Raw genomic sequence first — 24,928 nt, forward strand, 5'->3', positions numbered from 1 at the left:
GTGTCCCGGTCACGCGTTGATGATCTCGGTTACGCCCGGCTCGATGTCGATCGGGCGGCCCGGACCGGTGACCCGGAGGTGGTGTTCGGGACCGGCAAGACGCCCGAGCAGATCGCCGGCGCGCTGGCCGGGCTCCATCGCGCGCACCCCGGCCGGGCGGTGCTCGCCACCCGGCTGTCGGCCGAGGCGATCGAGCGGTGCCGGGCCGAGCTGCCCGAGGCCGAGATCGACGAGGTGGCCCGCACGGCGACGCTGGGCCCGCTGCCCACGCCGACCGGGGTGGTCGCGGTGGTCGGCGCCGGCACGGGCGATCTGCCCGTGATGTCCGAGTGCGCCGCGACCGTACGGGTCTTCGGCTCCACGCCCGACATGGTGGTCGACGTCGGCGTCGCCGGGCTGCACCGGCTGCTGGCCGAGCGCGACCGGATCGACGCGGCCGACGTGGTCGTCGCGGTGGCCGGCATGGAGGCGGCGCTGCCCTCGGTGCTCGGCGGCCTGACCGGCACCACGCTGATCGCGGTGCCGACCAGCGTCGGCTACGGCTGGAACCTGGACGGCGTGACCGCCTGGCTGGCCATGATCAACAGCTGCGCCCCCGGCATCGTCACCGTGAACGTGGACAACGGCTTCGGCGCGGGCGTCGCCGCGGCCCGCATCGCCCGCCGGATCGGAACATGAGCTCCTCCGTCCTCTGGGTCGACCCGTCGAACGGCGCGGCCGGCGACATGCTGCTCGGCGCGCTGCTCGACGCGGGCGCGAGCGCTTCAGTGGTCACGGCCGGCCTCCGCGCGCTGCGGGTGGAGCCGATCGGGCTTCAGGCCACCGAGGTACGCCGGCACGGCTTCCGCGCCACCAAAGCCGACGTCGATGCTCCCGAGACGGTCACTCACCGTGGCCTGCCCGACCTGCTCGCGATCATCGGCGCGGCCGGGCTGCCGGCCCCCGTCCACGACCTCGCGGCGGCCGCCTTCACCCGGTTGGCCGAGGCCGAGGCCCGGGTCCACGGCATCGCGATCGACCAGGTGCACTTCCACGAGGTGGGCGCGCTCGACGCGATCGCCGACGTGGTCGGCTGCTCCCTCGCGCTGCATGACCTCGGCCTGCTCGCGCCGGGCGCCCGACGGGTGGTCGGGCCGATCGCGGCCGGCTCCGGGACGGCCCGCGCCGCCCACGGCCGGATGCCGCTGCCCGCCCCGGCCGTGCTCGAGATCCTGACCGCCGCCGAGGCCCCGATGGCCGCCCATCCGGCGACCATGGAGCTGTGCACCCCGACCGGCGCCGCGCTGCTGGTCGCGCTGGCCACCGCCTGGGGCCCGCCGCCGGCCATGACCACCCGGGCGGTCGGCATCGGCGCCGGCACCCGCGACCCGGACACGCACCCGAACGTGCTCCGGGTCCTGCTCGGCGCTCCTTCGCAAACCGGAGCTGCCGCCAGTTCCCAGGCCGGAGCCACCGCGAGTTCTCCGGCCGGGGCCACCGCGAGCGACTGGTCGGCGACAGAGCTGTGTCAGATCGAGGCCACCATCGATGACCTCGACCCCCGGATCTGGCCTGATCTGCTGGAACGGTTGCGTTCGGTGGGCGCGGCCGACGCCTGGTGTACGCCGGTGCTGATGCGCAAGGGCCGGCCCGGCCAGGTGCTGACCGTGCTGGCCGAGGCGTCCCGGGTCGACCTGGCCTGCCGCCTGATCTTCACCCATACGACGACGCTAGGACTCCGAATCCACGGTGTACGCCGGTTGCACCTGCGCCGCGACGAGGTCAAGGTCACAGTCGGGGGGCATCCGATCGGGGTCAAGCGAGGCTGGCTGGGCCCCGACCTGGTCACCGTGCAGCCGGAGTACGACGATGCACTGACCACCGCGACGGCGACCGGCCGGCCCGTCGCGGAGGTGCTCGACCAGGCCCGGAGGGAGGCGACCGGCAGTGACTGAGGTGCAGGAGCGAACGCAGTTCGACGTCCGCGCGTTCACCAGGACCGCGCAGGGCCGGTTCCGGGACGAGCTGGACCTGGCGCCGTTCGAGGCGGAGCCGCTCGCCCCCGACGACCGTGACCTGGTGCGGTTCCTCGGCCGGGTCGAGGGCGCCACCATGGAACACCTGCGTGACGTGCTGATGACCGCCACCCACAAGGACGCCCGGGTGACCGCGTTCCTGGTGACCTGGGCCTACGAACGGTCCTGGATCGCCGACGCGCTCGACGCGGTGCTCGAGGCGCACGGCGACCCGCGGGCCCGGGCGGCGGCCGAGGGCGAGGCCCGCAAGCGGTGGGGTGAACGGCGGGCGTGGCGGGGCCCGCTGTGGCGGACCATGCTCGCCATCGGTCAGCGGGACGCGATCGTCGGGGCCCACATGGCGGCCGGGCTGATCGACGAGTGGGTGCTCGGCGCGGCGTACCAGACCCTGGCCGAACGAGCCGGCAACGGCGCCCTGCGCAAGGTGATCGACCGCATCGCCTCGATCAAGCGCCGGCACGAGGAGTTCTTCGCCGCCGAGGCCCACCTGCGGCTCACCACGTCGGAACGCGCGCAGCGGCTGGCCCGGGGCGAGTTGCAGCGCACGGTCTGGCCGATCGGCTCGCTGCGGCGGGCCTTCGCCGACCGGCACCGGTTCCACGAGGCCGTCTTCGGGGCGGCGGCCGGCCGGGCCCGGGCCGAGGCGATCGGCCGGAAGGTCGCGGCGATCGCCGGACTGACCGAACGGATCGGCGCGAAAATTGCCGCAAGACTTCGGAAACGATAGTTAGGTAGCGTCTCGACATGGCCTTCGACATCGACGAGTACGCGGCCGGATCCCGCGCCGTGCGATGGGACGACCTCGACCTCGACCACTTCCGCGACCACCCGCTCCCAGCGGACACGTTGCGCACCCTGCGCTACATGACCGACGTCGAGTACCACACCATCTGCTACACCCGTGACCTGCTGACCACGCCGTCACACACCGACGACGACGTCGCGCGGTTCATGGTGACGTGGAACCGCGAGGAGTTCTGGCACGGCGAGGCGCTCGCCACGGTGCTCCGCATGCACGGCATCGAGATCGGCTTCGACCAGCTGCGCGCCAACCGGCTGAAGTTCGGCTGGCGCGACTACCTCGACCCGGCCGGGCAGTCGGCGCTGAGCCGCCTGGTCGGCAAGGACTTCATCGCCGTGCACATGTCCTGGGGCGCGGCCAACGAATACACGGCCGTCTCGGCGTACAAGAGAATGGCCGCTCTCGAATCCGACCCGGTGCTGGCCGAACTGCTGCGCCGCATCGCACAGCAGGAGAGCAAGCACGTCGCGTTCTACGTGTCGCAGGCCCGCAAGCGCCTGGCCGCGAGCCGCAAGGCCCAGATCATCACCCGGTTCCTGCTCGACAAGGTCTGGCAGCCGGTCGGCTCCTCGATCCAGCCGCGCGAGGAGGTCGTCTTCGTCTTCAACCAGCTGATGAGCGGCGAGGCCGGCGTGGCCGAGGCCCGCCGCCTCGACGCCAGCCTGAGCGCCATGCCCGGCCTCTCCGGCCTGCAGATCTTCCACAACTCCTTCAGCCGTCTGCTGTCCGAACACCGCGAGCCGGAGAAGATCTAGGCTCGAGCGTGCCCTATCCTCCGTGGACGTGAATCTGAAGCTGCAGAACCGCGCGTTCGAGATCGTCGCCCCCCACCTCCAGCCCGGCGAGACGCCGCTGGCCGCGGCCCGGGCGATGGTCGGTAAGTTCTCGGCCGGCCGGATGGGCACGGCCCTCAAGCAGGGCCTGCTGCTCGAGGCCGGCGGCGCGATCGGCGCCCACCTGGCGACCGCGGGCGCGAAGCAGTTCCCGGTGGTCACCGACCGCCGGGTGTTCTTCCTGCCGCAGACCTTCCTCGGCGGCCCCGGCAAGAAGATCCTCGGCGAGATCCCCCGCGACCAGGTCCGCCTGGTCGAGGTGCAGATGGGCTTCATGAGCCTGCTCCGCCTGGCCTTCGGCGACCAGGGCGACGGCCTCTCGCTCACCTTCCCGCGCTCGGACAGGAAGAACGCCCAGGCCCTCGCCGACGCCCTTCAGACCACCCCGGTCGCCTGACCTCGTCTACCACCTCGCGACCAGCTCGCGCAGGCCGGCGCCGACCGCGACCGGGTCGGTCAGCATGGCCAGGTGGTGGCTGACCACCTCGGCCACCGGCAGCCCGGCCCGCCGCGCCTGCTCGGCACTGGCCCGGTAGTCCTCGCTGAGCAGCAGGTAGCCGGCCGGTCCGGTCCACCGGTCCGGCGAGCCGGGCTCGGTGAAGTAGCCCAGCGGCAGCCGCGGGATCTCACGCACGAAGGCGGACCGCACCCCGGGGTCGGGCACCGTCTCCGCGAGCACCTCGGGCGGGAACCATTCGTGCCACGGCGGCAACATCCCGTCCTCGGCCAGGCCGCGCAGGTGCCGGGCCCGCTCGGGCGGCGCGGTGTCCATCCAGGAGCGACCCGGTTCCGGCAGCGCCGAGTCGGCGTAGATGAGGCCCGCGACCGGCGACCGGACCGCCCGGGCGATGCGCGGCAGCAACCGACCGGCGCCGCTGTGTCCGATCAGGATCACCGGCCCGTCCACGTCGAGGGACGCGGCGACCGCCTCGGCGATCTCCCGCTGGGTGGCGCCGGCCGCCGACGGAACGACCACGCCGAACTCGCCGGACAGCTCGGCCGCCACCGCGCGCCAGGTCAGCGGCCCGACCAGCGGACTGTGCACCAGCGCCAGGGTGACGGGCGGGCTCACCGGGAGTCAGCGATCGTGCCGTCGCCGTCCACCGCGGCGAGCAGGCGGCGCAGGGAGCGGATGGCGGAACGGACCTCTTGCAGGTAGTGCGCGAGGGTGAACGACACGCGGTAGCCGTTCGGCAGTTCGAATCCCGCGGGGACGCCGATCGTCTCGATCGAGCAGGCCGAAGCGAGACCCAGTTTGCGTACGGCGTCGAGGTGCTGAAACGGGACGTAGATGTCGGTCGTCACGATCAGGATGGTCTCGTGGCCGCCCGGGTCGGCGGCCCGCCAGGCGTCGTAGGTGTCGGCCGTGTTGGCCCTGGTGGCCGGCTCGCCGCGGCCGGCGCAGATGACCTCGGCGCCGGCCGTTCCGAAGGCGGCCCGGGCGCCCGCCTCGATCGCCTCGGCCTCGGTGCGGCCGGCGGCGCCGGCGGCGGCCAGGAACTGCCGCTCCACCTGGCGCAACGGGCGGTCGCTGCCGAGCGCCGCGACGCCGCCGACCTCGAGGCCGCCGGCGATCAGGGCCGAGGCGAAAGCCGGGCGGCAGAAGCAGGCCGGGGCGCCGCCGCCGAGGATGAGCATCCGGTCGTAGCGGTCGCGGGCCGGCGTCGAGCGGCCGGTCAGCCCGAGGCCCCGCAGCGACCGGGTGATCGTGGCGGCGACCCCGGGCTCGAAGTCGCGCAGCCTCATCGCTGACCGTTCCCGACCACCCCGGAAGTCCCACTCGCGCGCCGAGAACTCGTCCAGCCACGCGAGCGCTTCACGCGTACCCGAGGGTGGAATCTGACCTTCGAAGATCGCCACCAGGTCACGCAGCTGCTCGGCGGCGACCCACTCGCGGGCGGTCCGTTCGATCTCGTCGATCGCGTCCGGACCGCCCGTGAACGAGTTCATCCGGCGATGATATCGAGGCTCTTGTCAGCGCGACCGGGCGCGGCGTTCGTGCAGCTGGCGCACCTCGTCGTCGAACGGCGGCACCGGGCCGGTGGTGACGATCCCCGGCGCCACGGCGGTGATCGGGAAGGTCGTGACCGGCGACGGAGGCAGGCCCCAGCCGGCCCGCCAACCGGCGAGCTGGGCGCTGGACGCGGCGTACACGATCGGGCCGAGACCGACCCACGCGTGGGCCGCGGCGCACATCGGGCAATGCTCCCCCGAGGTGTAGACGGTCGAGGCGGCGCGGGCGTCGGGCGGCAGGTGCTTGGCCGCCCACTGGGCCAGGACCAGCTCGGGGTGGGCGGTCGGGTCGGCCGAGCTGGTCTCCCGGTTACGGTCCTCGGCCAGCACGTCGCCGTCCGGCCCGACCAGCACCGACCCGAACGGGTCGTCGTCCTCGGCAAGGGCCTGGGCGGCGAGGTCGAGGCAGCGCCTGAGGTATTCGGTCGTCATCCCCCCAGTCTGACCGACCGCCATCCCTTTATATCGAGGCATCTCGATGGGACGGGGTGTCGCGGATGGACCTTGCCGCTATAGGCTGACCGAGCCGGATCGATGGACATCTTTCTTGGCCACACGGGGGAATGACTGATTACTGCCGTCCAGGGCGCGCGATGGCGTGTGCCCGCGGTTCAGCACGGGGGTGTGCTGCCGCTTGACCGGCTGCCAACGAGCAGCTTCCGCAGGAGGAGCACTGTGTCACGTACACGGAAATTGTCGTTGATCTTCGGGATGTTTCTGGCGACCATGGTGGCCGTCGTGGCCGGCCCGGCGGCGCCGGCCTCGGCCGTGCCACACCCGCCACCGCCACCCGGCACCGTGGGCACCCAGGGCGTCTATGCGCTGAGGACCCACTACGCGAACGCCGACCTGGCCTCGGTGCGCGGCTGGCAGGTCTCCTGGACGGTGCCGGCGTTCACCAACAACGCCGACGGCGTGGTCGGCCAGTGGTTCTCGAACATCGAGGGCGGCATCTACCACACCGGCGACGGCTGGTGGGTCTACTACTACGGGGACGACAACGGCCAGACCGGCAACAACCCGGACTGCACGGTCCTGTGGGAGAGCGGCGGCCGCTGCCTGAACTGGGGCTCCAACCTGCCGGTGGGCAAGCAGGTCACGTTCACGTACGAGTACTGCACCGCCAGCAAGGCGTTCAGTGCCAGCGGTCCGTACATCTGCCTGTACGTCAACATGAACGACGGCGTCGGCAACCGCTACCTGATGCAGGACCTGCCGCGAGCCGAGGGCCCGGAGATGTACACCCACGACATCGAGACGTTCGCCGACGGCGGCGCCGTCGAGCCCGTGGTGTCCTGCACCAACCCGACCAAGATGCTCGGCCAGAAGGCCCGCATCAACAGCGGCGCCTGGACCAACCTGACCGGCTCGGCCTTCAGCTTCGTCGACGAGCAGCCGAACTACGAGTTCCGCAACGTCAACTACACGGCCAGTCCCGCGACGTGGCAGTCCTGCTCCCCGCCGAGCAACGCCTGCACCGGCCCGGTCTGGTCGCCGAAGACCACCTACTCGGTCAACACCCAGGTCTACTGGAACCAGCGCAAGTACCGCGCGGCCGCCACCTCGACCGGCGTCCGCCCCGGCACCAGCACCACCTCGTGGACAGATCTCGGCGTCTGCTGACCTGACCACCCGCCATCCCGGCCGGCGCGGCTCCTGTCGCGCCGGCCGGCACCGTTGTGGACCGATCAGGGGTACAGCCCAGCGCGGAAGGTGAACGAGACCAGCTGGGCCCGGTCACGGGCGCCAACCTTCGTCATGGCCCGTACCGCATGCGTCTTGACCGTGAACGGTGACACGACCATCCTGGCCGCGATCTCGTCATTGCTGAGGCCGCCGGCCACGAGGACGATCACGTCCCGCTCCCGGGGTGTCAGGGCGTCGAAGCGGCGCCGCAGTTCCTTGTCGATCGCCGGGGGCGGGCTGTCGGTCATGTGGCCGATGAGGGCGGCGGTCGCCGCGGCGGACAGCGCGCCGCCACCGCTGACGACCTCGGTGATTCCGGCGACGAGTTCAGCCGGGCTCACGGTCTTGCTCAGGAAGCCGTTGGCGCCCGCGCGCAGGGCGGCGAGGACGATGTCGTCCTGGTCGAAGGTGGTCAGCACGATCACCCGCAGCTTCTCGGCGGGGTGTTCCTGGCGGATCCGGCGGGTGGCTTCGACACCGTCGATACCCGGCATGCGGATGTCCATCAGCACCAGGTCAACGGGATGATCACGCAGGAACGGGAGGACCTGGAGGCCGTCGGAAAGGTCAGCCACCACCACCAGGCCGGGGTCGAGCTGGAGCATCGCCCGGATGCCGGCCCGGATGTCGTCCTGGTCGTCGACGATCAGGATCCGGGTCATCAGACGACGTCTCCGCGCGGGCTGAACTCCGCGCTGACCCGGAACCGCCCGCCGTCGCTGCCGATGGTCAGCCTGCCGTGGGAGGCCTCGACGCGTTCGCGCATCCCGACGAGTCCGAGCCCGCTGCCGCGGGATGCCGCACCGATGCGGTTCTCCACGGTGACGTGGACCCTGCTGTCGTGTTCGCGTACGTCCACCGTTGTCGTTCCCTCTCCATGCCGGTAGGCGTTCGTCAGGGCTTCCTGCACGACCCGGTAGACCGTCACCCCGACGCTGGGCTCCACGAAACCGGCGGGCAGGTCGATGGAGGGCTCGACGTCGAGACCGATGCTCTCGAACGAGGCGATGAGCCCCGGCAGGCCGCTGAGGGCCGGGGTCGGCCGGAGCGCCTCGTCGTCGGAGGTGTCGTCTCCGCGCCGCAGCAGCGCGAGGATCCGCTGTGACTCGAGGACGACGGTACGGGCGCAGGATCTCGCCGCGACGAGGGCCTGCCGGGACGATCGGGCGTCGTCGGGCAGCCCGATCTCGGCCGCACCGAGATGCATGCTCAGCATGGCGACCTGGTGGCCGATGACGTCGTGCAGGTCCCGGGCGATGCGCAGCCGTTCTTCGGTCACCCGCCGGGTGGCTTCGATCTCACGGGTGGCGATGGCGTTCTCGGCCCGTTCCTCCAAGGCCCACCAGTGGTCCCGGTGCAGGCGCAGGGCGACCCCGGTCGCCCCGCCAGCGATGGCCGAGAACAGGGCGGCGGCCCCGACGATCATGCCGCCGCGGAAGCCTCCGAAGGTGATGAGCGTGCCCAGGAAGAACACCGCCACGACGAGGGTGGCGACCACCGGCTGTCTGCCCCGGAAGGTGACCGAGAACAGCACGAACACGGCCATCATCCACACCGACAGCGGGTCCTGGCCCACGGCGGTGACGGCGAAGGACGCGGCGCTCGTCACGACCAGTCCCGCCCACGGCTTCCCCCACGAGAGGGCGATACCGCCACCGGCGAGCAGGACGGCCAGGGCGGTCGGCCAGCCCGATCCCCCCACGACCACGGCCACGATCTGACCGGTGAGGACCAGCCCGGCCACGGAGTAGGCGACCTGGTGCACCACCTCGGGGCGGCGGATCCACAGGGGCGCCGCGAGCCCGGCGTGATGGTTCTGCACCGTGACCATGACCTGATCATCGTTCATCCGGTCGGCGGCCGTGTACACCGAATGATGTAGACCGGCCCACCTCGACCGCGGCGGATGGTGAAACTACTTCGTTCGAAGTACGTGCCCCGGCCCGGGCCGATCCAGACTTCCTCCCGCGACCTCGTTCTCTCCGTGGAGGAAAACATGTTTCGTCCGTCGTCCCGCCGGTCCCCGATCTCGAGCAACCCGCACACCCGCCTGATCGAGCGGGCCGATCGGGGAACCCGATGACCACCGCCGCGGAAACCCGGCCGTCGGGCACCGCGCCCGCGCTGCGCCGGCTCTATTTCGTACGCTTCGGCTTTGCTGCCGTCTGGGCCGGCCTGCTGGCCCTGACCGGTTCCGACCTGGGTGTCGCCGCAGGTGTGCTGCTGGTGCTCTATCCGCTGTTCGACGTGGGTGCGGCGGTCGTGGACGCCCGGTCGTCGCGGACCCGCGAGCTGGTGCTGAACGTGGTGTTCAGTGCGCTCGCGGCGGTCGGGCTGGCTGTCGCGGCCGCGTCCGGCATCCCGGCGGTGTTGCGGGTGTGGGGTGCGTGGGCTGTGCTGGCCGGGGCGGTGCAACTGGTGGTCGCCCTGCGACGGCGCCGGCTCGGCGGGCAGTGGCCGATGATCCTCAGCGGCGGGATCTCCGTCCTGGCCGGCGCATCCTTCATCGCCTCGGCCGGCCAGGACGACCCGTCGCTGATCAACCTCACGGGATACGCGGTCCTCGGTGGGGTGTTCTTCCTGATCTCGGCCATCCGTCTCGGACCGGCCGCGGGCCGTCACGAATAGCACGCCGGGGCCGGGCATGGAGATGGCCGGGCATCCACGGGGGGAGATGCCCGGCCATGTAGATCAAATCACGTGGCGCAGTGCTGCCGCAACGGCGTGTCCGGCGGGGGCTCGGTCGCTTTACCCGCAGGCCGGTGACGTGGAGAATCGGCCACCGCGCCGACAACACCGAGCACGGGGACCGTTATGCCGTTCGATGGGTTCATCTCCTACAGTCATGCCGCCGACGGGCGGCTCGCACCGGCCGTTCAGCGAGGTCTGCACCGGTTGGCGAAGCCCTGGCATCGGCGGCGGGCGTTGTGGATCTTCCGGGATCAGACGGGGCTGGCGGTCACGCCCAAGCTGTGGAGTTCCATTCAGGAGGCGATGGACGGCTCCCGGCACTTCGTGCTGCTCGCCTCCCCGGAGGCGGCCGCCTCGCCCTGGGTGAATCGGGAGATCGAGCACTGGGTGGCCACCAAGTCGCCGGACCTGATCCTGCCGGTGGTGACCGACGGTGAATGGCGCTGGGATTCCGTACGCCGGGATTTCACCTTGGACTCCACGGCGGTGCCGGACGCGTTGCGGGGGGTGTTCGCCGAGGAGCCGCTGTATCTGGACCTGCGGTGGGCCCGGGACGACCTGCACCTCAGCCTTCAGCACGTCCGGTTCCGGGATGCGATCGCCCAGCTCGCGGCGCCCATGCATGGGGTCAGCAAGGACGATCTCGAAGGCGAGGACGTACGGCAGCATCGGCGGGCCCGGCGGCTGTCGGCCGTGGCGGCGGCGACGCTGGTGCTGTTGACGTTGGTCGCGTCCCTGACCGGGGTCATCGCCGTGCGTAACGCCGGCAAGGCCAGTGAGGCGGCGTCGGAGGCGCGTCAGCAGCAGCAGGTGGCGTCCGAGCAGCGCAGCACCGCGGAGCGTGCGACGGAGGAGTCGCGGCGGCAGCAGGAGAACGCCGTGCTGCTGGAAGGCCGGGCGAAGGCCGCGGCCGACGAGACCCGCCGGCAGAAGGTGCTCGCCGGCCAGGAGCAGGCGCTGGCCCAGGACGCCGCCGCCGAGGCGCGCCGCGAGCAGGCCAACGCGGCGCGGCACCAGGCCGACGCCGATCGGCAGAAGGCCAACGCGGGACGGCAGCGGGCGCTGGCCCAGGACGCCACCCGGGAGACCGAGCGGCAGAAGGCCGACGCGAAGCAGCAGCAGGCGAATGCCCGGCAGCAGCAGGAGCTGGCCAACCAGGCCAAGGCGCGGGCGACGGCGCAGGAGCGGATCGCCGAGCACCACCGTGAGCTGGCCCAGCAGGCCGACCAGGAGCGCCGGCGGCAGGAGAAGCTGGCCCGCGAGGCGGCGGAGGAGGCCCGGGAGGCGACCGCGGAGGCCCGCCGCCAGCGGGAGGCCGCGGCGCTTCAGCAGCGCATCGTGATCAATCAGCGGCTGGTCGGCCGGGCCCGCGCGATGATCGCGGATGATCCGAGGAAGGCCCTCCGGCTCGCGGCCGCCGCGCAGGGCGTGCACCCCACCGCGGAGACCAACGAGCAGCTCAGCCACCTGGTCATGTCGACGCGCTACGCCGGCGCCCTGGCCGGCGTGACCGCTGTCGCGCCGGGCGCGGGCCAGGTGGTCGCCGCGGTCGGCACGGACGGGAAGGTGTCGCTCTGGAACACGGCCGACCCCACGAAGCCGGCCCGCCTGGCCACGCTGCCGGAGGACACGAGGGCCGGGGGCGAGGACAAGACGCTGGCGGCCGGCCCGGACGGGCGTACCCTCGCGGTCTTCGACGGAATTTCCGACGCGGTGCTGTGGAACGTGGCCGAACCGGCGCGCCCCGAGAAGCTGGCCACGCTGACCGACGCCGCCGGGATCATGGCCGTGACGTTCAGCCCGGACGGGCACACCGTCGCGACGAGCAACCGGGACAAGAACACCGTCCTGTGGGACGTGAGCGCGGCCCCGGCCCAGCTCGCGACGCTGCCGGCCGCGTACCCGCTGAAGTTCAGCTCGGACGGACGGATCGGGGTCACCAGCGGCGCCGAGGTCGTCGTGTGGAACCTGGCCGACCCGGCCAAGCCGGTGCGGGGCGCCGCGCTGCACCTGTTGTACGGCGACAAGACGTCCGGCGACGCCGCGATCGAGGTCAACCCGAAGCAGCCGATGGTGGCCGTCGAGGGGGCGGACGACGCCGTGTGGCTCTGGGATCTGAGCAACCCGGCCAAGCCGGTGAACGGCAGCTACATGAACGTGGGCGTCGGCGACGGCCATTTCCGGTCGATGGCGTTCAGCCCCGACGGGACCATGCTGGCCCTCGGTGACACCGACGGGACCGCCGAGGTGTACGGCGTCGAGGGCGGCAGCTGGCCGTGGCTGTCCATGAAGATCGCCGTCCTGGCCGTCCGGGGTGGCCCGGTGACGTCGATGGCCTTCGGTCCGGACTCGCGGACGCTGACCACCGCCGGCTTCCGCGAGACGGCGACGTTGTGGGCGATCAGGGGCCGGTTCGCGCCGGAGGCGACCACGGCGCCTGGTCCCGTACCCGCAAGAATCGTCGGTCTGGCCTTCACGCCGGACAGCGGCACCCTGATCGCGGCGGGCCGGGACGGGACAGCCGTGCCGTGGCACCTGTCCGGTTCGGCCGGCCCCGTCCGCGGCACCCCCTGGCCGCTGCGGAACAGCAAGGTCGACGGGATCACCCTGAGCGAGGACGGCCGCACCCTGGCCGTGCTCGGCGCCGACAAGTCGGTGACGCTGCTCGACATGACCCGCCCCGGCGAGCCCGCGTTCCTGTCCAAGATCGAGGATCCCGGAACCGAGGTGTACGCGGTGGCGCTCACCAAGGACGGAACGACCCTGGCCATCGGTCACAGCGACGGCCGGACGACGCTGTGGAGCCTGGCCGACCGGCGGGAGCCCGACCGCATCGCCGAGCTGACCCTCCGCAAGGACCTGTCGGCCATCGCGTTCACGGCGGACGGGCACACGATGGCGGTCAGCGAGGGCACCAACGTGTCCCTGTGGAGGCTCGCCGACGGTTCCGACCCGGTCCGGCTCACGTCGATCGCGATCACCGAGTTCAGCGGTTACAGCGCCCAGTCGCTCGCGTTCAGCCCCGACGGGCGCACCCTGGCCGCCGGCACCGACGAGCCGTCGACCCTGCTGTTCGACATCGCCGACCCGACCCAGCCGCACCGGCTGGCCACCCTGACCGGCCACAGCAACATGGTGCTGTGGCTCGGCTTCAGCCCCGACGGGCGCACGCTGGCCACCTCGGGCCTGGAGAACGCCCTGATGCTGTGGGACATCGCCGACCCCGGCACCGCGGTGCCGTTCGCCACCATCAAGATCCCCGAGCTGCAGAGCTTGAACACCGCGTTCAGCCCCGACGGCCGCACCCTGGCCGCGGGCGGAACCTACGGCGCCCCCAGCCGGACCATCACCCTCTGGAACGCCACGGCGCCGAAGGAACTGGCCGCCGACCCGACCGGCTACGCCTGCACCCTCAGCGGGCGCGGGCTCAACGCCGCCGAGTGGGCCACCTACATCCCCGAACTCCCCTACCGGTCCACCTGCTGACGACATGGACGCCCTCAACGCGTACGACAGCGTGGCCGAAACCTACGCGCAGCTGTTCCGCGACTCCCTGCGTGACGCTCCCCTGGATCGCGCGATGCTCGGGGCGTTCGCCTCCGCATGTGGAACGGGTCAAGTCGCGGACGTGGGGTGCGGACCGGGTCACGTCACCGCTCATCTCGACGAGCTGGGAGTCGCCGCGCTCGGCGTTGACGTCTCGCCCGCGATGATCGAGTTGGCTCGCCAGGCCTATCCGGGACTCGGTTTCACGGTGGGCTCGATGGAAGCGCTGGACATCGGCGACGGCGTGCTGAGCGGCGTACTCGCGCGCTGGTCCATCATCCACATCCCGCCGCCGGAAGTTCCTGCCGTCCTGGCCGAGTTCCACCGGGTGCTGGCGCCCGGTGGCCACCTCCTGATCTGCTTCCCGGCAACCGACGGCCCGGACCACCCGACCCAGGTGTACGACCACACGGTCGCGCCGGCCTACCGGTGGTGGCCCGATCACCTGGCCGCGTTGCTGCGTGACGCCGGGCTGGCCGAGGTGGCTCGTCTGACGGCTCAGCCCGAGCCCGCGGACCGCCGCCAGTTTCCCGCGGTTCACCTGCTGACCCGCAGGACGATGTCGGACAGTGGGTAGCCCACGCAGGTCAGCGCGTACCCCTCGGCCTTCTGTTGTGAGGTGAGGCAGTTCGGTTCGTTCTGGACGACTTCCCCCTTGACCAGGCGGACCATGCAGTCGCCACAGTTACCGACCGTGCAGGAGTACGGCATCGGCAGGCCCGCGTCGAGCCCGGCGTCGAGCAGGGTCTGGCCGGGTTCGACCACCACCGTGCCGACCGCCTCGACCGTCATCTCCTGGGGCTCCTGGGACGAGGTCGCCGCGGTTCCGGTGTCGGCCCCGCTGATGTAGCGCTCGCTGTGCACCAGGTCGTCCGGGACACCGAGCCCGGCGAGTACGCCGTGGGTGGCGCTCATCAGCGGTTCCGGCCCACAGACGTAGTAGTGGGCGGAGCTCGCCGGTGACAGCCCGGTGATCCAGCGGCGGACGCCGTCCGCGTCGAGCCGTCCGTCTCGCCGGGTCAGCACGTGGGTGACCGACAGGCGGCCCGGGTGATCCGCCGCGAGCCGGGCCAGTTCGGCGGCGAAGATGACCTCATCGGTGTCACGGCTGCTGTAGAGCAACGCGATCCGGCTCTGCCCCAGCGCCGCCCGGATGATGCTCATCATCGGCGTCACGCCGCTGCCCGCCGCGATCAGGACGAGCTGGTCCGGCGCCTGCGGCGGGACATGGAACGACCCGGACGGCCCGCGCACCGCGAGTCGGTCACCTTTCCGGTGTACGTGACCCGAGAACCGCCCGCCGTCCACGCGCTTGACGGTGACCTCGAGCCGGGCCGACCCCGGCGCCGACGACGCCGAGTAGGCCCGCCGCACCGGGCGCCCGTCGATGTCGGCGATCAGCGTGAAGAACTGCCCGGCCCGGAAATCGAACGACCCCCGCTTGCCGCCGGCGTCCTCCAGCACGAGCGTGACCACGCTGGGCGTCTCCCGCCGCACGTCGGCGATGCGCACCTCCCGCAGGGCCTCGACCGTCCGCACCTCCTCGTAACCCTCCTTGATCAGCCCCGACCGGTAGGCGCGGTCCATCACCAGGCGCAGCAGCCGGGTCAGCCCCGGGATCGCCCCGACGACCTTCAGCAGACCCCTGGCCTTCGAGCGGGCGGCGAGGTGTTGCCCCGCCATCGCCATCAGATCCGGCGCCGTCCCGCGATCAAGGTGGGTGCCCCGGGCCCACATCCCCGACCGGGCCACGGCGTCATTGCCGGCGATCTCGGCGTCCTCGACGTCGATGAGCAGCGCCGCGTGCGGGGGCATCCCCCGCAGGGCCATGGTCGCCAGCAGAGCGGGATCGTCGGTGATCGCGCCGCGACCGCGGACATGCAGCACGCCGCCGCGTCCCGGGACGAGCGCGGCGAGCGAGAGCCGGTCGTCCTGCAGGAGGTTGTGCAGGGAGTCGGCGCGCTTGTTGCCCCGGCGGTCAGGGATGACCAGCGTACGACCGTCCAGGATCCGCGCCACCGCCTCCCGGTCGCCGCGCGGGCTGGTGTCACTCCCGCCAGCCGAGTCCCAGGTGGACAGCGCGAGGAACTTCGCCGCGGCGAGGAAGTCGGCGACACCGGGCCGGGACAGTGGCCCCTCCCCCGCGATCTCGGCCGCCGGCGGCCCCGGAGCCGGGGGATGCCAGAGGCGCGACCGGAGTACGGCCTGAGCGCAGTGCACGTACGCCTCGTGGATGTCGACGGACACCTCGGCACCCTGGCGAGCCGCCACCGAACCGTTGACGCGCAACAGCTCACCGACGCCCGGCAGGAGAAAGAAGAACGAGACCGGGCCGTCCGGGTGACCGGCCTCGGCCATCGTGAAGGAGATCCGCGTGGGCGAGCGCACCTTCACGAAGCCGGGCCGGCCGCCGATGAAGGTCGTCCTCGCGATGCCATTGCCGTCCCGATAGCCGAAGGCGGCGACCGGGCAGAGGTCAAGGATGGTCCGGCAGCCTTCATCAAGGGCGCTGATCTGCTTGAGCATGATCACGGCCGCCGGCCGCCCGACCGTCGCCTCAACCTCATCCACCGCAGTCAGCCGACGCGCATTTTCCCAGTTCACCTCACTATTGTGAGCAATAGCTCAGTTCTCTGGCTACTCGCTTTTGCCGCCCCGGGGGCACCTCCGTACACCCTCTCCTTCGGCGGCCGCTGCTCACGTTCTGCCGGTCGATCGGTGAAACACCGAGCACAAACGGCTCCTGATGCCTCCGCTGATCCGGAGTCCGGCCGATAGGACTGAGAGACCGTTGTTGATCAGGTGAGAGGGTGGGGTGACGACTGTGCGCCGGTCGGCGTGGCTGACGGCCCGCACGCGCCCGATGCTGGGGCAGGTGCGGCTGCTGTTCCTCGTGTTCTGCCTGATCTGGGCGGCCATCGGGTTCTACGGCGTCGATGCCGGCAGCGGTGTCCCGACGTGGGCCTCGGCGGCCGCGATCGTGGTGGTCGAGGCGTCGCTGGTGATCGGATACCGGCGTGGGCGGTTCCCGTGGTGGAGCTGGCTGGTCGAGCTGCCCTGTGTCGGGCTGGTGGCCTTCGCCTCGGGGTACGGCATCACGACCGGCCTGCTCTTCGTCTGGATCAATTTCCGGGCCCTCTACGGCCGCCGCAAGGATCAGCTTTTCGGGGCCGCGACGGTGGTCGCCGTGATGACCGGCGGCGTGTTCCTGGCCGGTGTTCCCTCATCCGACGCCGTGTCACTGGCGGTGACCGCGCTCATCGGGCTGGCCATCAACCACACCCTGGCGCAGGGTTTGCGCGCCCGTGACCGTGCCGCCGCCCGGGAGAGCGTGGTCGCCTCGGCCGGAGCGGTGTTCGCCGCCGTCGAAAGCCGGCAGGAAGCGGCTCAGGCGGCGGCCGAGGCGGCCGTGCGACTCGACGAGGCGGTCGCCGGCGCCCTGCTGACGACGATCGCGTCGAGCGCCGTACGCGTCATCGGTCACGCCGGCTCGGCCGGCCCGGACGTGCTGAACCGATCGATCGAACTCGACGATCTCGGCCCGGAGATGCGAGCCGGGCTGCACCCGGGTGAAACGGCCATGATCACCGGGGCCGCGGCCGCGCGTTTCACCGCGGCGATGAGCATGCCGGCGCACGATCGGCTGCTGATCGTTCCGCTGGCTGTGCAGGGCGACGTCTTCGGCCTGCTGGTGGCGGCGTTGCACCGGCGTCCGGACGACCTGTCGGCCGCCATGCTCACCCTGGCCGACGAGGCGGCGCTGACCCTGGATCAGCTGCTGAGCCGATCCCGGTTGAGCATCGTCGTGGAGAACTCCTCGGATGCGCTGATCCTGGCCGGCGAGCGGGGCGTGATCCGGCTCGCCAATCCCGCCGCCGGGCGGCTGCTGGGCTGTCCCGTCACCGACCTGACCGGCGGTGACCTGCGCCGGCTCATTCATCCCGAGGACCTCGACGTGGTGCTGGCGGCCGCCTCGACCGCCGCACGGACCTGCCGGCTACGGGGATCGGACGACCAGCCGTGGAGCGAGTACGAGGTCGTGGTGGAGTACGTCACCGAGCATGACGGCTCCCGCAGCCTCATCCTGAACGCGCGTGACATCTCCGAGCAACGGCGACTGGAGATGGAGTTGCGGCACGCGCAGAAGCTGGAGTCCGTCGGACGGCTCGCGGCCGGCGTGGCGCACGAGATCAACACGCCGATCCAGTTCGTCGGCGACAACATCCGCTTTCTCGAGGACTCCTTCGCCGATCTGCTCACCCTGGTCACCGCCGTACGCGAGCGCGCGGACAGCGACGAGCCCATGGCCGAGCTGCTGCGCGAGATCGACGCCGAGTTCCTCCTGGAGGAAGTGCCCGCCGCCGTGCGGCAGACGCTCGAGGGCGTCGACCGAGTGGCGACGATCGTGCGGGCGATGAAGTCGTTCGGCCATCCCGGCGACGAGGCGAAGAGCTTGGCCGATCTCAACGACCTGGTCACCAACACGCTGGTGGTGGCGGCCGGCGAGATCAAGCCGGTGGCGGACGTGGAGACCGAGCTGTCCGATCTGCCGCCGGTGCGCTGCCACGTCGGCGACATCAATCAGACGCTGCTCAACCTGGTGGTGAACGCGGCACACGCCATCGAGGCGGCGGGGAAAGGCCGGGGCACGGTACGGGTCGTCACCCGGCGCGACGGCGACGAGGCCGTCATCGACGTGGCCGATACCGGGACCGGTGTGCCGCCCGAGGTCGCGGACAAACTCTTCGATCCGTTCTTCACCACCAAGGAGGTCGGCCGGGGCACCGGCCAGGGCCTTGCTCTGGCGCGCAGCCTCGTGGTCGACCGCCATCACGGATCCATCAGCTTCCGCACCGAAGTCGGCGCCGGCACCGTCTTCTCGGTGCGGCTGCCCATCGGCGAGGCGGTCATGCCCGCGCCACCGTCGTCCGAGCTGGAGGTAGTGCCATGAGCGAGAAGCCCCACGTGGTGTTCGTGGACGACGAACCACGCATCCTCGACGGTCTACGCCGCATGCTGCGCAAGGAAAGCGCCCGATGGGACATGTCCTTCGCCGGCGGAGCGGGCGAAGCGCTCGCCGTGATGGAGAACCGGCGCTGCAACGTCGTGGTGTCCGACTTCCGCATGCCCGGCATGGACGGTGGGGAACTTCTGAGCCGGGTGCAGTCGCTGTATCCCGGGACCGCTCGGGTGATCCTGTCGGGCCAGACCGGCGAGAACGACGTGCTCAGGGTCATCGCGCTGGCGCATCAGTTCTTGACCAAGCCCGCCGCCCGCGACGAGCTGGTGCAGACCCTCGAACGGCTCATCGCGGCGCAGGCCGCGTCCGGCGACGACTCGGCCCGCCGCGACGTCTCCATGGTCAGCTCCCTGCCCAGCGCACCCTCGCTGGTCATCGAGCTGATCGCGGCGCTCAACGCCGAGGATGCCTCGGCCGAGTCGGTCGGCGCGATCATCGAACAGGATCCGGCGGCCGCGGCCAAGGTGCTGCACCTGGTGAACTCGTCGGCCTCGATGGTCAGCCACAAGGTCACCCGCGTGGTCCAGGCCGTCGCGCTCCTGGGCACCCAGCGGGTACGCGGGCTGGTGCTGATGCACGACGTCGTCCGCAGTTTCGATCCGCACGGGGTGCTGCCGACCGACTGGATCCAACGGCTCACCGACCATTCGGTGCACACCTCGCACCTGGCCCGGGAACTGGCCGGCCCGGCTCCGTGGCACAACGAGGCGTTCACCGCGGGGCTGCTGCACGAGGTCGGCCAGTTGGTGCTGGCCTCCTCCCGCCACGAGGACTACCCCGGAGTGCTGAAGATCAAGGACCAGGCCACGGGTACGCCGGACGACGCCGCCGAAGAGCCGCTGACGCTGGACGACATCGAGCGGGCCGCGCTCGGCACCTGCCACAGCGATGCCGGCGCCAACCTGCTCGCCCTCTGGGGGCTTTCCGCCGCGGTGGTGGAGTCCGTGGCCGGTCACGCCGGCGCGACGCCCGGAGCGGTCGACGATCCGAGGTCGGCGGTGGCGGTCGCGCACCGCCTGGTCGAGGCCGAGCTCGGCACGGTGTGCGGGGCGCCGGCCGACGACAGCGCCGCCTTCGAGGAGCAGCTCGGAGCGCACGAACGCGCGGTCGTCGAACGGTGGCGGACTACCCTGCGGCGCTGACCAGGGCGTTCGACGAATAGACCAGGAGCGGTTCGGCGACGCCGTCCTCCAGGGCGGCGAAGTTGCGCAGCCGGCTCATCAGGCTCATCGTCACCTCCTGGCCCGCGTTGACCAGCAGCATGCCCGTACCGCTGCACACCGGGGCGGCGAGAATCATGCCGATCTTCACCGCACCGAGCTTGACCGCCTCGACCGCCGCGGAGGTGTCGTCGCTCGCCGTGGTGTCCAGCGCGTCGAGCAGCGCGGGGTCGTAGCGTCCTTCGGCGGACCGCAGCGTGAGGCAGGCGACGTTGGGCGGTGAACCCCCGGCCACCAGCGCGTCGTAGTCCTGGACGAGGCGCAGCACGCGCGCGCCGAAGGGGATCTCATCGCCGGCCAGGCGCTCGCCGGGCGGCCCCGAGCCGTCCCAGTTCGCCCGCGAGTGCCGGATCGCCTCGGTGACCGCCGTGAGCCTCGGGATGGCGGCGGTCAACCGTTCCGCCACCTGCGGCGCCTCATCCACCATGTTCTGCTCGCTCGCGGTGAGCGGTTCGGCCGTGCCGAGCTTGGCCACCACCGCCGGCGGAAGCGACACCGCGCCCAGTTGCGACATCAGCACCGCGAGTTCCACCGCCCAGCGATCGGGGGCCTCCACCGAGTCCAGCATCGCGACGGCGGTGCGGCGCATGCGGGTGGCCGTGGCGAAGGCCGCGGGGTTCGCCAGCGACAGGACGTCCATCAGGGCGTTCACGCTGCCGCGCAACGTCTCCTCGAGCAGCTGCCGTTGCCCGACCACGAGCTCGTGCTGCGCCACGCAGTCTCGTAGCGCACTGGTCATGATCTCCTGGTCGACCGGCTTGAGCAGCATCCGGAAGATCCCGCCCTCGTTGACCGTGGTCGCCGCGTCCGACAGGTTGGTGTGACCGGTCAGGAGCATCCTCGTGGCGTCGGGGGCGGCTTTGCGAACGGCCGCGAGGAACTCGGCCCCGTTGATCCCCGGCATCAGGAAATCCGAGACGATCACCTGGAACGGCTCCTCCTGGCCCAGGCTGAACAGCCCTTTGGCGGCGCCGACGGCGGTGACCACGTCGAAGTCACGGCGCAGCTGGCGCCGCAGACCGTTGAGAAGATTCGGCTCGTCGTCGACGAACAGCACGCGTGGCAGAGCCATCGCCGTGATCACCCCCGATCGGATCGCGACTCATCCCCACCAACGTAACCGCATTCCGTCCCCGCGGATGGCGTTCAACCGGCTTCGCCCTCCACCCGTACGGGCAGGCCGATGGTGAACGTGGTTCCCGTACCCGGGCTGGAATCGACCTTGATCGAACCGCCGTGCTTCTGCACGATGCTGGCGTACGCCATGCTCAGCCCTTGTCCCGTGCCCTTACCCACCACCTTGGTGGTGAAGAACGGGTCGAAGATCCGCTGCTGGGTCGCCTCGTCCATGCCGGTCCCGTCGTCGCTGATGGCGATCTCGACCGCATCCGCCCGACGGGTGGTCCGGATCCGGATGTGCCCCAGGCCGCCGCCGTCACGAGGGCCGGCCGCCTCGATGGCATGGGCGGCGTTGACGATGAGGTTGAGGACGACCTGCTTGAACTCGCCCTCGTAGCAGGGCACCAGGCCGACGTCGTCTCCGAGCTCCAGGCTCAGCTCGGCGTGGTACTTCCACTCGTTGCGCGCCACCTGGCTGGTGCTTTCCACGGCCCGGTTGACGTCGACGTCGCTGCGGCCCTGGCCGGGATGCGAGAAGTCCTTCATCGCCCGGACGATCTGGGCGACCCGTTCCAGCCCTTCGAGCGATTCGGCCAGCGCCGTCGGAACCTCCGCGAGCAGGAAGTCGGCGTCGATCTCGCGCAGCAGCTCGGCGATCTGCTCGTCGGTGTCCCCGAACCGTTGCTGCACGGCGGTGACCAGCGTGAGCAGTTCGGTGAAGGACTGCTCGATGAATCGGGTGTTGTCGGAGACGAACTGGATCGGTGTGTTGATCTCGTGCGCGATGCCGGCCGCGAGCTGACCGATCGCCTCCAGCCGGTTCGCCTGATTGACCTGGCGCTCCAGGTCACCGATGCGGGTCACGTCGGCGCCGATGCCGATCACCCCGCCCGCATCGGGTTGCGGCAGCACGCTGATCAGCAGGGTGCGCGGCGGGCCGCCCGGCCCGGTGACGGTGGCGTGGTGATCCACCACGGGCGCGCCGTGGCGGCGCACCTGGGCCTCCAGCTCGCCCAGGATCGGCGCGAGATCGTCCACGACAGCGATCTCGGCCTCGGTCTTCCACACCAGGTCGGTGGTGGCCGCGGCGCCGCGCGCGGTGAGGTACGCGGCGTTGTGCCCGATGTAGCGGCCGTTCGCGTCCTTCCAGTAGATGAACTGGGGAATGGCGGAGATGACCCCGGTGAGCACCGCCTTCTCGATCGACAGCTCGTGGGCCAGCGCCTCGGCGCGCGCCTTGGCCGCCAGGCGCGACCGTTCCGCCTTGACCCGGCCGGTCACGTCGCGTTCCACGGCGACGATCCGCAGGATGCCGTCGTCGTCGACCACCCGGTAGAGCTCGGCCCGCAGCCAGCAACGGCGTCCGTCCTTGGTGCGGCTCTCGAATTCCGGCAGCACCACGGAACCCTTCGCGACCCACGCCTCCTGGTCGAACTGCGGCATGCCGTCGATCCCGAGCAGGTCGACCCGGGCCCGGCCGAGCGCCTCCTCGAGGGTGTAGCCGGTCAGCTGGGTGAAGGCGTTGTTGACCCATTCGATGACGCCGTGCTCGTCGGTGATCATCACCCCGTCGTCCACGTGGCGGGCCACCAGCGCCAGACGGGCGGCGTGGCGGGTGGAGTGACGGAGCTCGTCCTGGATCTGGACCGCCGCCGTCTCGTCGGTGAGGGTGAGCACCGCTCGGGCCGCGCCGTGCCTCAGCACCGGATCGACTCGCAACCGCCACCAGCGCGGACCCTCCCGCGTCTCGACCCGGCGCACGCCGGCCGGACCGACCTCCACCTCGGCGAGCACCTGCCGGAGCGCGTCAGCGGCCCCGGTCAGCAATTCGCCGAGGCCGCCGGGCTGATCCGCGGCCACGGAGAAGAAGCAGCCGGCGTCGATGGTGACGTCGCCGACGCGAGCCAGCATCGTGCTCCACACCTGGTTGGTGTCGATGATGAGCCCGTCACCGTCGAGGATGCACAGGCCGGCGTCGATGGAGTCGATCACCGCGCGGAGGAGCTGTTCGGCCTCGCGGGTGCGGTCGGTGCGTTCGGCCAGCCGTCGTTGCAGCGTCAGGTTGCGCTGCCAGGTGGCCAGCGCCGCGCTGTCCGGTTCCCCGGCGGTCCGCCGTTCCGCCGCGACCACCAGCGCATCGATGGTGCGGCGCTGCCGTTCCACGGTGCGCCGCAACTCCGCCACCTCGGCGGTCACCTGTTCGCGGTCCTCGACCGTGCTCAGCGCGTCAACCATGTCGCTCCCGGGATCAAGTCAGCCGAACGCCACGGCGACAAGTGTCTGGTTCATGTGCATGCCGTTGAACTGCTCGCCGTACGTGCTGAACCCGGCGGCGTGGTTCGCGGCCAGAAGGCCTCCCATCCGGTCGGCCAGGCCCCGCTCCTCGGACTCGAGCCGCCGCAGGACGCAGTCGAAGACCAGCATGCCGCCGAGCGAGCCCAGGTCGGCGCGGACCGCGGCGATTCCCTCGTCCAGCCTTTCCAGCATCCCGGTGGACTCACCCAGGCGCAGCACATCACCCAGGTCGACCCGGGCGAGCATCCTCAGCGACCCGTCCGGCCGGGCCTCCGCGATGCTGCGGACCCAGCTGGAGCCGCCGGCCCCCAGCAGCAGCGGGTGCCTGGAGAACGTCGCCGGCGTGATGTGCTGAAGTGGTTGGTTCACCGCGTCGGCGTAGGCCTCGGCGGCGGGCTGCCCGTTGAGCGTATGAATGATCCGCTGCTCCGGATCGACGTCGGTGGCGACCAGCACGGTCTCGGTGGCCTCATGATGTTGCAGCCGCAACAGGCGGAACGGCGCGTCCGACCCGACAAACGTCACCGTCGCGCAATCATCGGTGAACCCGCCGTCGTGGTAGACCGCCGTCCGCCGAAACTCCAGGCCGTCACCGGCCGAGCCGCCGATCACCGGCACGTCGCCCAGCGTCGCCATCAAGGTGGCGGCGAGCGTGTCCTCACGACGGGCGAGCCCATCAGCGAGAAGAATCGCGAACCCGTCCTGCCCCGCGATCTCGGAACGAAGCGCCATCAGCTGGGCGCCCGCCTGCTCCACAGCCGCCACCGCGTCATGCAACGGCCGCAGCACAATCGTCCGGGCGCGGAGACCGCCTCCGGTCAGCGCGACCGCACAGACCCCTCGACTGTCGTAACCGTCGGCCGTGATGTTGCCCGAACTGGTACACCCGATAGCCCGCTCACCGAAGGCGTCGCGAATAGCACCCCCCACGGCGTCGAGGTCGTAGCCCGGGGCCACGAACACGGCGTAGACATCGGCGTGCGGTCCCAGCGCCTCGGCCAACTCCCCCACCGCGGCCCGCCCATCCTGCGCGTGCGACACCGCTGAGGCCAGAGTGACCCGTGCACCGCTGCGGCGCTCGGTCATCGTCGACATCTTCGCTCCTCGCATCCGGGCCCTCAACGCACTGTTCGACCGGAACGGGCAGCGAATGAGCCCCACGAACTGTTTGTTGCCCGGCCCGGCGAAGCGTGGATCACGCACTTGCGACGGCGCGCCCCGGCCGGAATCGGTCGGACTCGGCAAGCCAGGCCGTGACCTGGCCGACCTGCAACGGCCTGGCGGGTAGCCATGGACCGTGTCGCAGCTGCGCTCGCGCAAGTATTTGAACTCCGCGTGGGCCTCGGCGCCCTCGGCGACAACCATCCGGTCGATGACACGGCCCAGACACAGGACAGCGTCGGTGACCGCCTACCGACCCGTAGCGAACTAATCCTTGTCGACCTTGACTTCCTGCGATTCGGAGATCCAGAGCGTTGGCCGTCATCGGTTGGGTTTGGCTCAGGACGTCGACCTTGCAAGATCGTCTCCCAGATTTCTCCCAAGCGCGGGGCCGGCCAACCTTACGGGGCATCCCGTCGCGCAAGCTTCGCTCAGCCGGGCCGCGCTCGCCTGGTCCAGGTCGTTCGTCCGCTGGGGCACTCCACCTGGACCAGGCGAGTGCGGTCTGTTGGCCTCAGGTGCGCAAT

20 protein-coding genes are annotated in these 24,928 nt (G+C 71.1%); 11 read left to right on the forward strand and 9 right to left on the reverse strand.

Annotated elements, in window-relative coordinates; translation table 11 throughout:
- The 5 genes from larB to AB0M54_RS14750 are packed head-to-tail and all read left to right on the forward strand — an operon-like array spanning position 1 to position 4,047.
- The gene (gene larB, locus AB0M54_RS14730) at positions 1-678 is read left to right on the forward strand and encodes a nickel pincer cofactor biosynthesis protein LarB (RefSeq protein WP_364334276.1); all 678 of its coding nucleotides are present in this window, start codon (positions 1-3) and stop codon (positions 676-678) included.
- Positions 675-1,934, forward strand: a complete 1,260-nt coding sequence (larC, locus tag AB0M54_RS14735; RefSeq protein ID WP_364471416.1) for a nickel pincer cofactor biosynthesis protein LarC — start codon at positions 675-677, stop codon at positions 1,932-1,934. The genes larB and larC overlap by 4 nt, the downstream gene beginning before the upstream one ends.
- Positions 1,927-2,742 carry a hypothetical protein gene (locus tag AB0M54_RS14740; protein ID WP_364334270.1) on the forward strand — a complete coding sequence of 272 codons (816 nt, stop codon included), beginning with the start codon at positions 1,927-1,929 and terminating at the stop codon, positions 2,740-2,742. Before larC ends, AB0M54_RS14740 begins: the two co-directional genes overlap by 8 nt.
- A gap of 17 nt (positions 2,743-2,759) precedes the next feature.
- Complete coding sequence (locus AB0M54_RS14745) at positions 2,760-3,572, forward strand: hypothetical protein (protein ID WP_364334267.1); 813 nt, start codon at positions 2,760-2,762, stop codon at positions 3,570-3,572.
- Positions 3,573-3,600: 28 nt separating this feature from the next.
- Positions 3,601-4,047: a hypothetical protein gene (locus AB0M54_RS14750; protein WP_364334264.1), complete on the forward strand. Its 447-nt coding sequence runs from the start codon at positions 3,601-3,603 to the stop codon at positions 4,045-4,047.
- Positions 4,048-4,053: 6 nt separating this feature from the next.
- On the opposite strand, the gene AB0M54_RS14755 is transcribed toward AB0M54_RS14750, so the two are convergent.
- From AB0M54_RS14755 to AB0M54_RS14765, 3 genes are read right to left on the reverse strand one after another with little or no spacing between them, the layout of a single operon-like run.
- Entirely contained in the window at positions 4,054-4,722 is a 669-nt protein-coding gene (locus AB0M54_RS14755) for an alpha/beta fold hydrolase (protein WP_364334261.1), read from the reverse strand.
- The gene (locus tag AB0M54_RS14760) at positions 4,719-5,600 is read right to left on the reverse strand and encodes a hypothetical protein (RefSeq protein ID WP_364471418.1); all 882 of its coding nucleotides are present in this window, start codon (positions 5,598-5,600) and stop codon (positions 4,719-4,721) included. The genes AB0M54_RS14755 and AB0M54_RS14760 overlap by 4 nt, the downstream gene beginning before the upstream one ends.
- A 24-nt stretch (positions 5,601-5,624) precedes the next feature.
- Positions 5,625-6,095, reverse strand: coding sequence for a nucleoside deaminase (locus AB0M54_RS14765; RefSeq protein WP_364471421.1), 471 nt, complete (start codon positions 6,093-6,095; stop codon positions 5,625-5,627).
- Positions 6,096-6,374: 279 nt separating this feature from the next.
- Between AB0M54_RS14765 and AB0M54_RS14770 the strand changes: the two genes are divergently transcribed.
- A complete protein-coding gene (locus tag AB0M54_RS14770) occupies positions 6,375-7,286 on the forward strand; it encodes a hypothetical protein (protein WP_364334254.1) in 912 nt (303 codons plus the stop codon).
- Between the two features lie 65 nt (positions 7,287-7,351).
- Here AB0M54_RS14770 and AB0M54_RS14775 read toward each other — a convergent pair whose 3' ends face one another.
- Entirely contained in the window at positions 7,352-8,011 is a 660-nt protein-coding gene (locus tag AB0M54_RS14775) for a response regulator transcription factor (protein WP_364334251.1), read from the reverse strand.
- The gene (locus AB0M54_RS14780; protein WP_364471424.1) at positions 8,011-9,180 is read right to left on the reverse strand and encodes a histidine kinase; all 1,170 of its coding nucleotides are present in this window, start codon (positions 9,178-9,180) and stop codon (positions 8,011-8,013) included. The genes AB0M54_RS14775 and AB0M54_RS14780 overlap by 1 nt, the downstream gene beginning before the upstream one ends.
- Positions 9,181-9,428: 248 nt before the next feature.
- Between AB0M54_RS14780 and AB0M54_RS14785 the strand changes: the two genes are divergently transcribed.
- The 3 genes from AB0M54_RS14785 to AB0M54_RS14795 all read left to right on the forward strand — a co-directional run bounded on the left by AB0M54_RS14785 (position 9,429) and on the right by AB0M54_RS14795 (position 14,163).
- A complete protein-coding gene (locus tag AB0M54_RS14785) occupies positions 9,429-9,977 on the forward strand; it encodes a hypothetical protein (RefSeq protein ID WP_364471426.1) in 549 nt (182 codons plus the stop codon).
- 186 nt (positions 9,978-10,163) lie between these two features.
- Entirely contained in the window at positions 10,164-13,526 is a 3,363-nt protein-coding gene (locus AB0M54_RS14790) for a TIR domain-containing protein (RefSeq protein WP_364471429.1), read from the forward strand.
- A 4-nt stretch (positions 13,527-13,530) separates the two neighbouring features.
- Positions 13,531-14,163: a class I SAM-dependent methyltransferase gene (locus AB0M54_RS14795; protein WP_364334240.1), complete on the forward strand. Its 633-nt coding sequence runs from the start codon at positions 13,531-13,533 to the stop codon at positions 14,161-14,163.
- On the opposite strand, the gene AB0M54_RS14800 is transcribed toward AB0M54_RS14795, so the two are convergent.
- Entirely contained in the window at positions 14,124-16,157 is a 2,034-nt protein-coding gene (locus tag AB0M54_RS14800; RefSeq protein WP_364471432.1) for a 2Fe-2S iron-sulfur cluster-binding protein, read from the reverse strand. The two genes, AB0M54_RS14795 and AB0M54_RS14800, sit on opposite strands and share 40 nt — an antisense overlap.
- A 244-nt stretch (positions 16,158-16,401) precedes the next feature.
- Here AB0M54_RS14800 and AB0M54_RS14805 point away from each other — a divergent pair, with 244 nt between their 5' ends.
- Both AB0M54_RS14805 and AB0M54_RS14810 read left to right on the forward strand, forming a co-directional pair.
- The gene (locus AB0M54_RS14805) at positions 16,402-18,537 is read left to right on the forward strand and encodes an ATP-binding protein (protein WP_364334234.1); all 2,136 of its coding nucleotides are present in this window, start codon (positions 16,402-16,404) and stop codon (positions 18,535-18,537) included.
- Positions 18,534-19,748, forward strand: a complete 1,215-nt coding sequence (locus AB0M54_RS14810; protein ID WP_364471435.1) for an HDOD domain-containing protein — start codon at positions 18,534-18,536, stop codon at positions 19,746-19,748. Before AB0M54_RS14805 ends, AB0M54_RS14810 begins: the two co-directional genes overlap by 4 nt.
- On the opposite strand, the gene AB0M54_RS14815 is transcribed toward AB0M54_RS14810, so the two are convergent.
- From AB0M54_RS14815 to AB0M54_RS14825, 3 genes are all read right to left on the reverse strand, one after another.
- Positions 19,732-20,898 carry an HD domain-containing phosphohydrolase gene (locus AB0M54_RS14815; RefSeq protein WP_364334228.1) on the reverse strand — a complete coding sequence of 389 codons (1,167 nt, stop codon included), beginning with the start codon at positions 20,896-20,898 and terminating at the stop codon, positions 19,732-19,734. The genes AB0M54_RS14810 and AB0M54_RS14815 overlap by 17 nt on opposite strands.
- A gap of 74 nt (positions 20,899-20,972) precedes the next feature.
- Entirely contained in the window at positions 20,973-23,180 is a 2,208-nt protein-coding gene (locus AB0M54_RS14820; protein ID WP_364471438.1) for an ATP-binding protein, read from the reverse strand.
- An 18-nt stretch (positions 23,181-23,198) separates the two neighbouring features.
- A complete protein-coding gene (locus tag AB0M54_RS14825) occupies positions 23,199-24,335 on the reverse strand; it encodes an FIST N-terminal domain-containing protein (protein WP_364334222.1) in 1,137 nt (378 codons plus the stop codon).
- Positions 24,336-24,928 lie beyond the last annotated feature (593 nt).

This window comes from Actinoplanes sp. NPDC051470 (assembly GCF_040682035.1).
Taxonomy (GTDB): domain Bacteria; phylum Actinomycetota; class Actinomycetes; order Mycobacteriales; family Micromonosporaceae; genus Actinoplanes.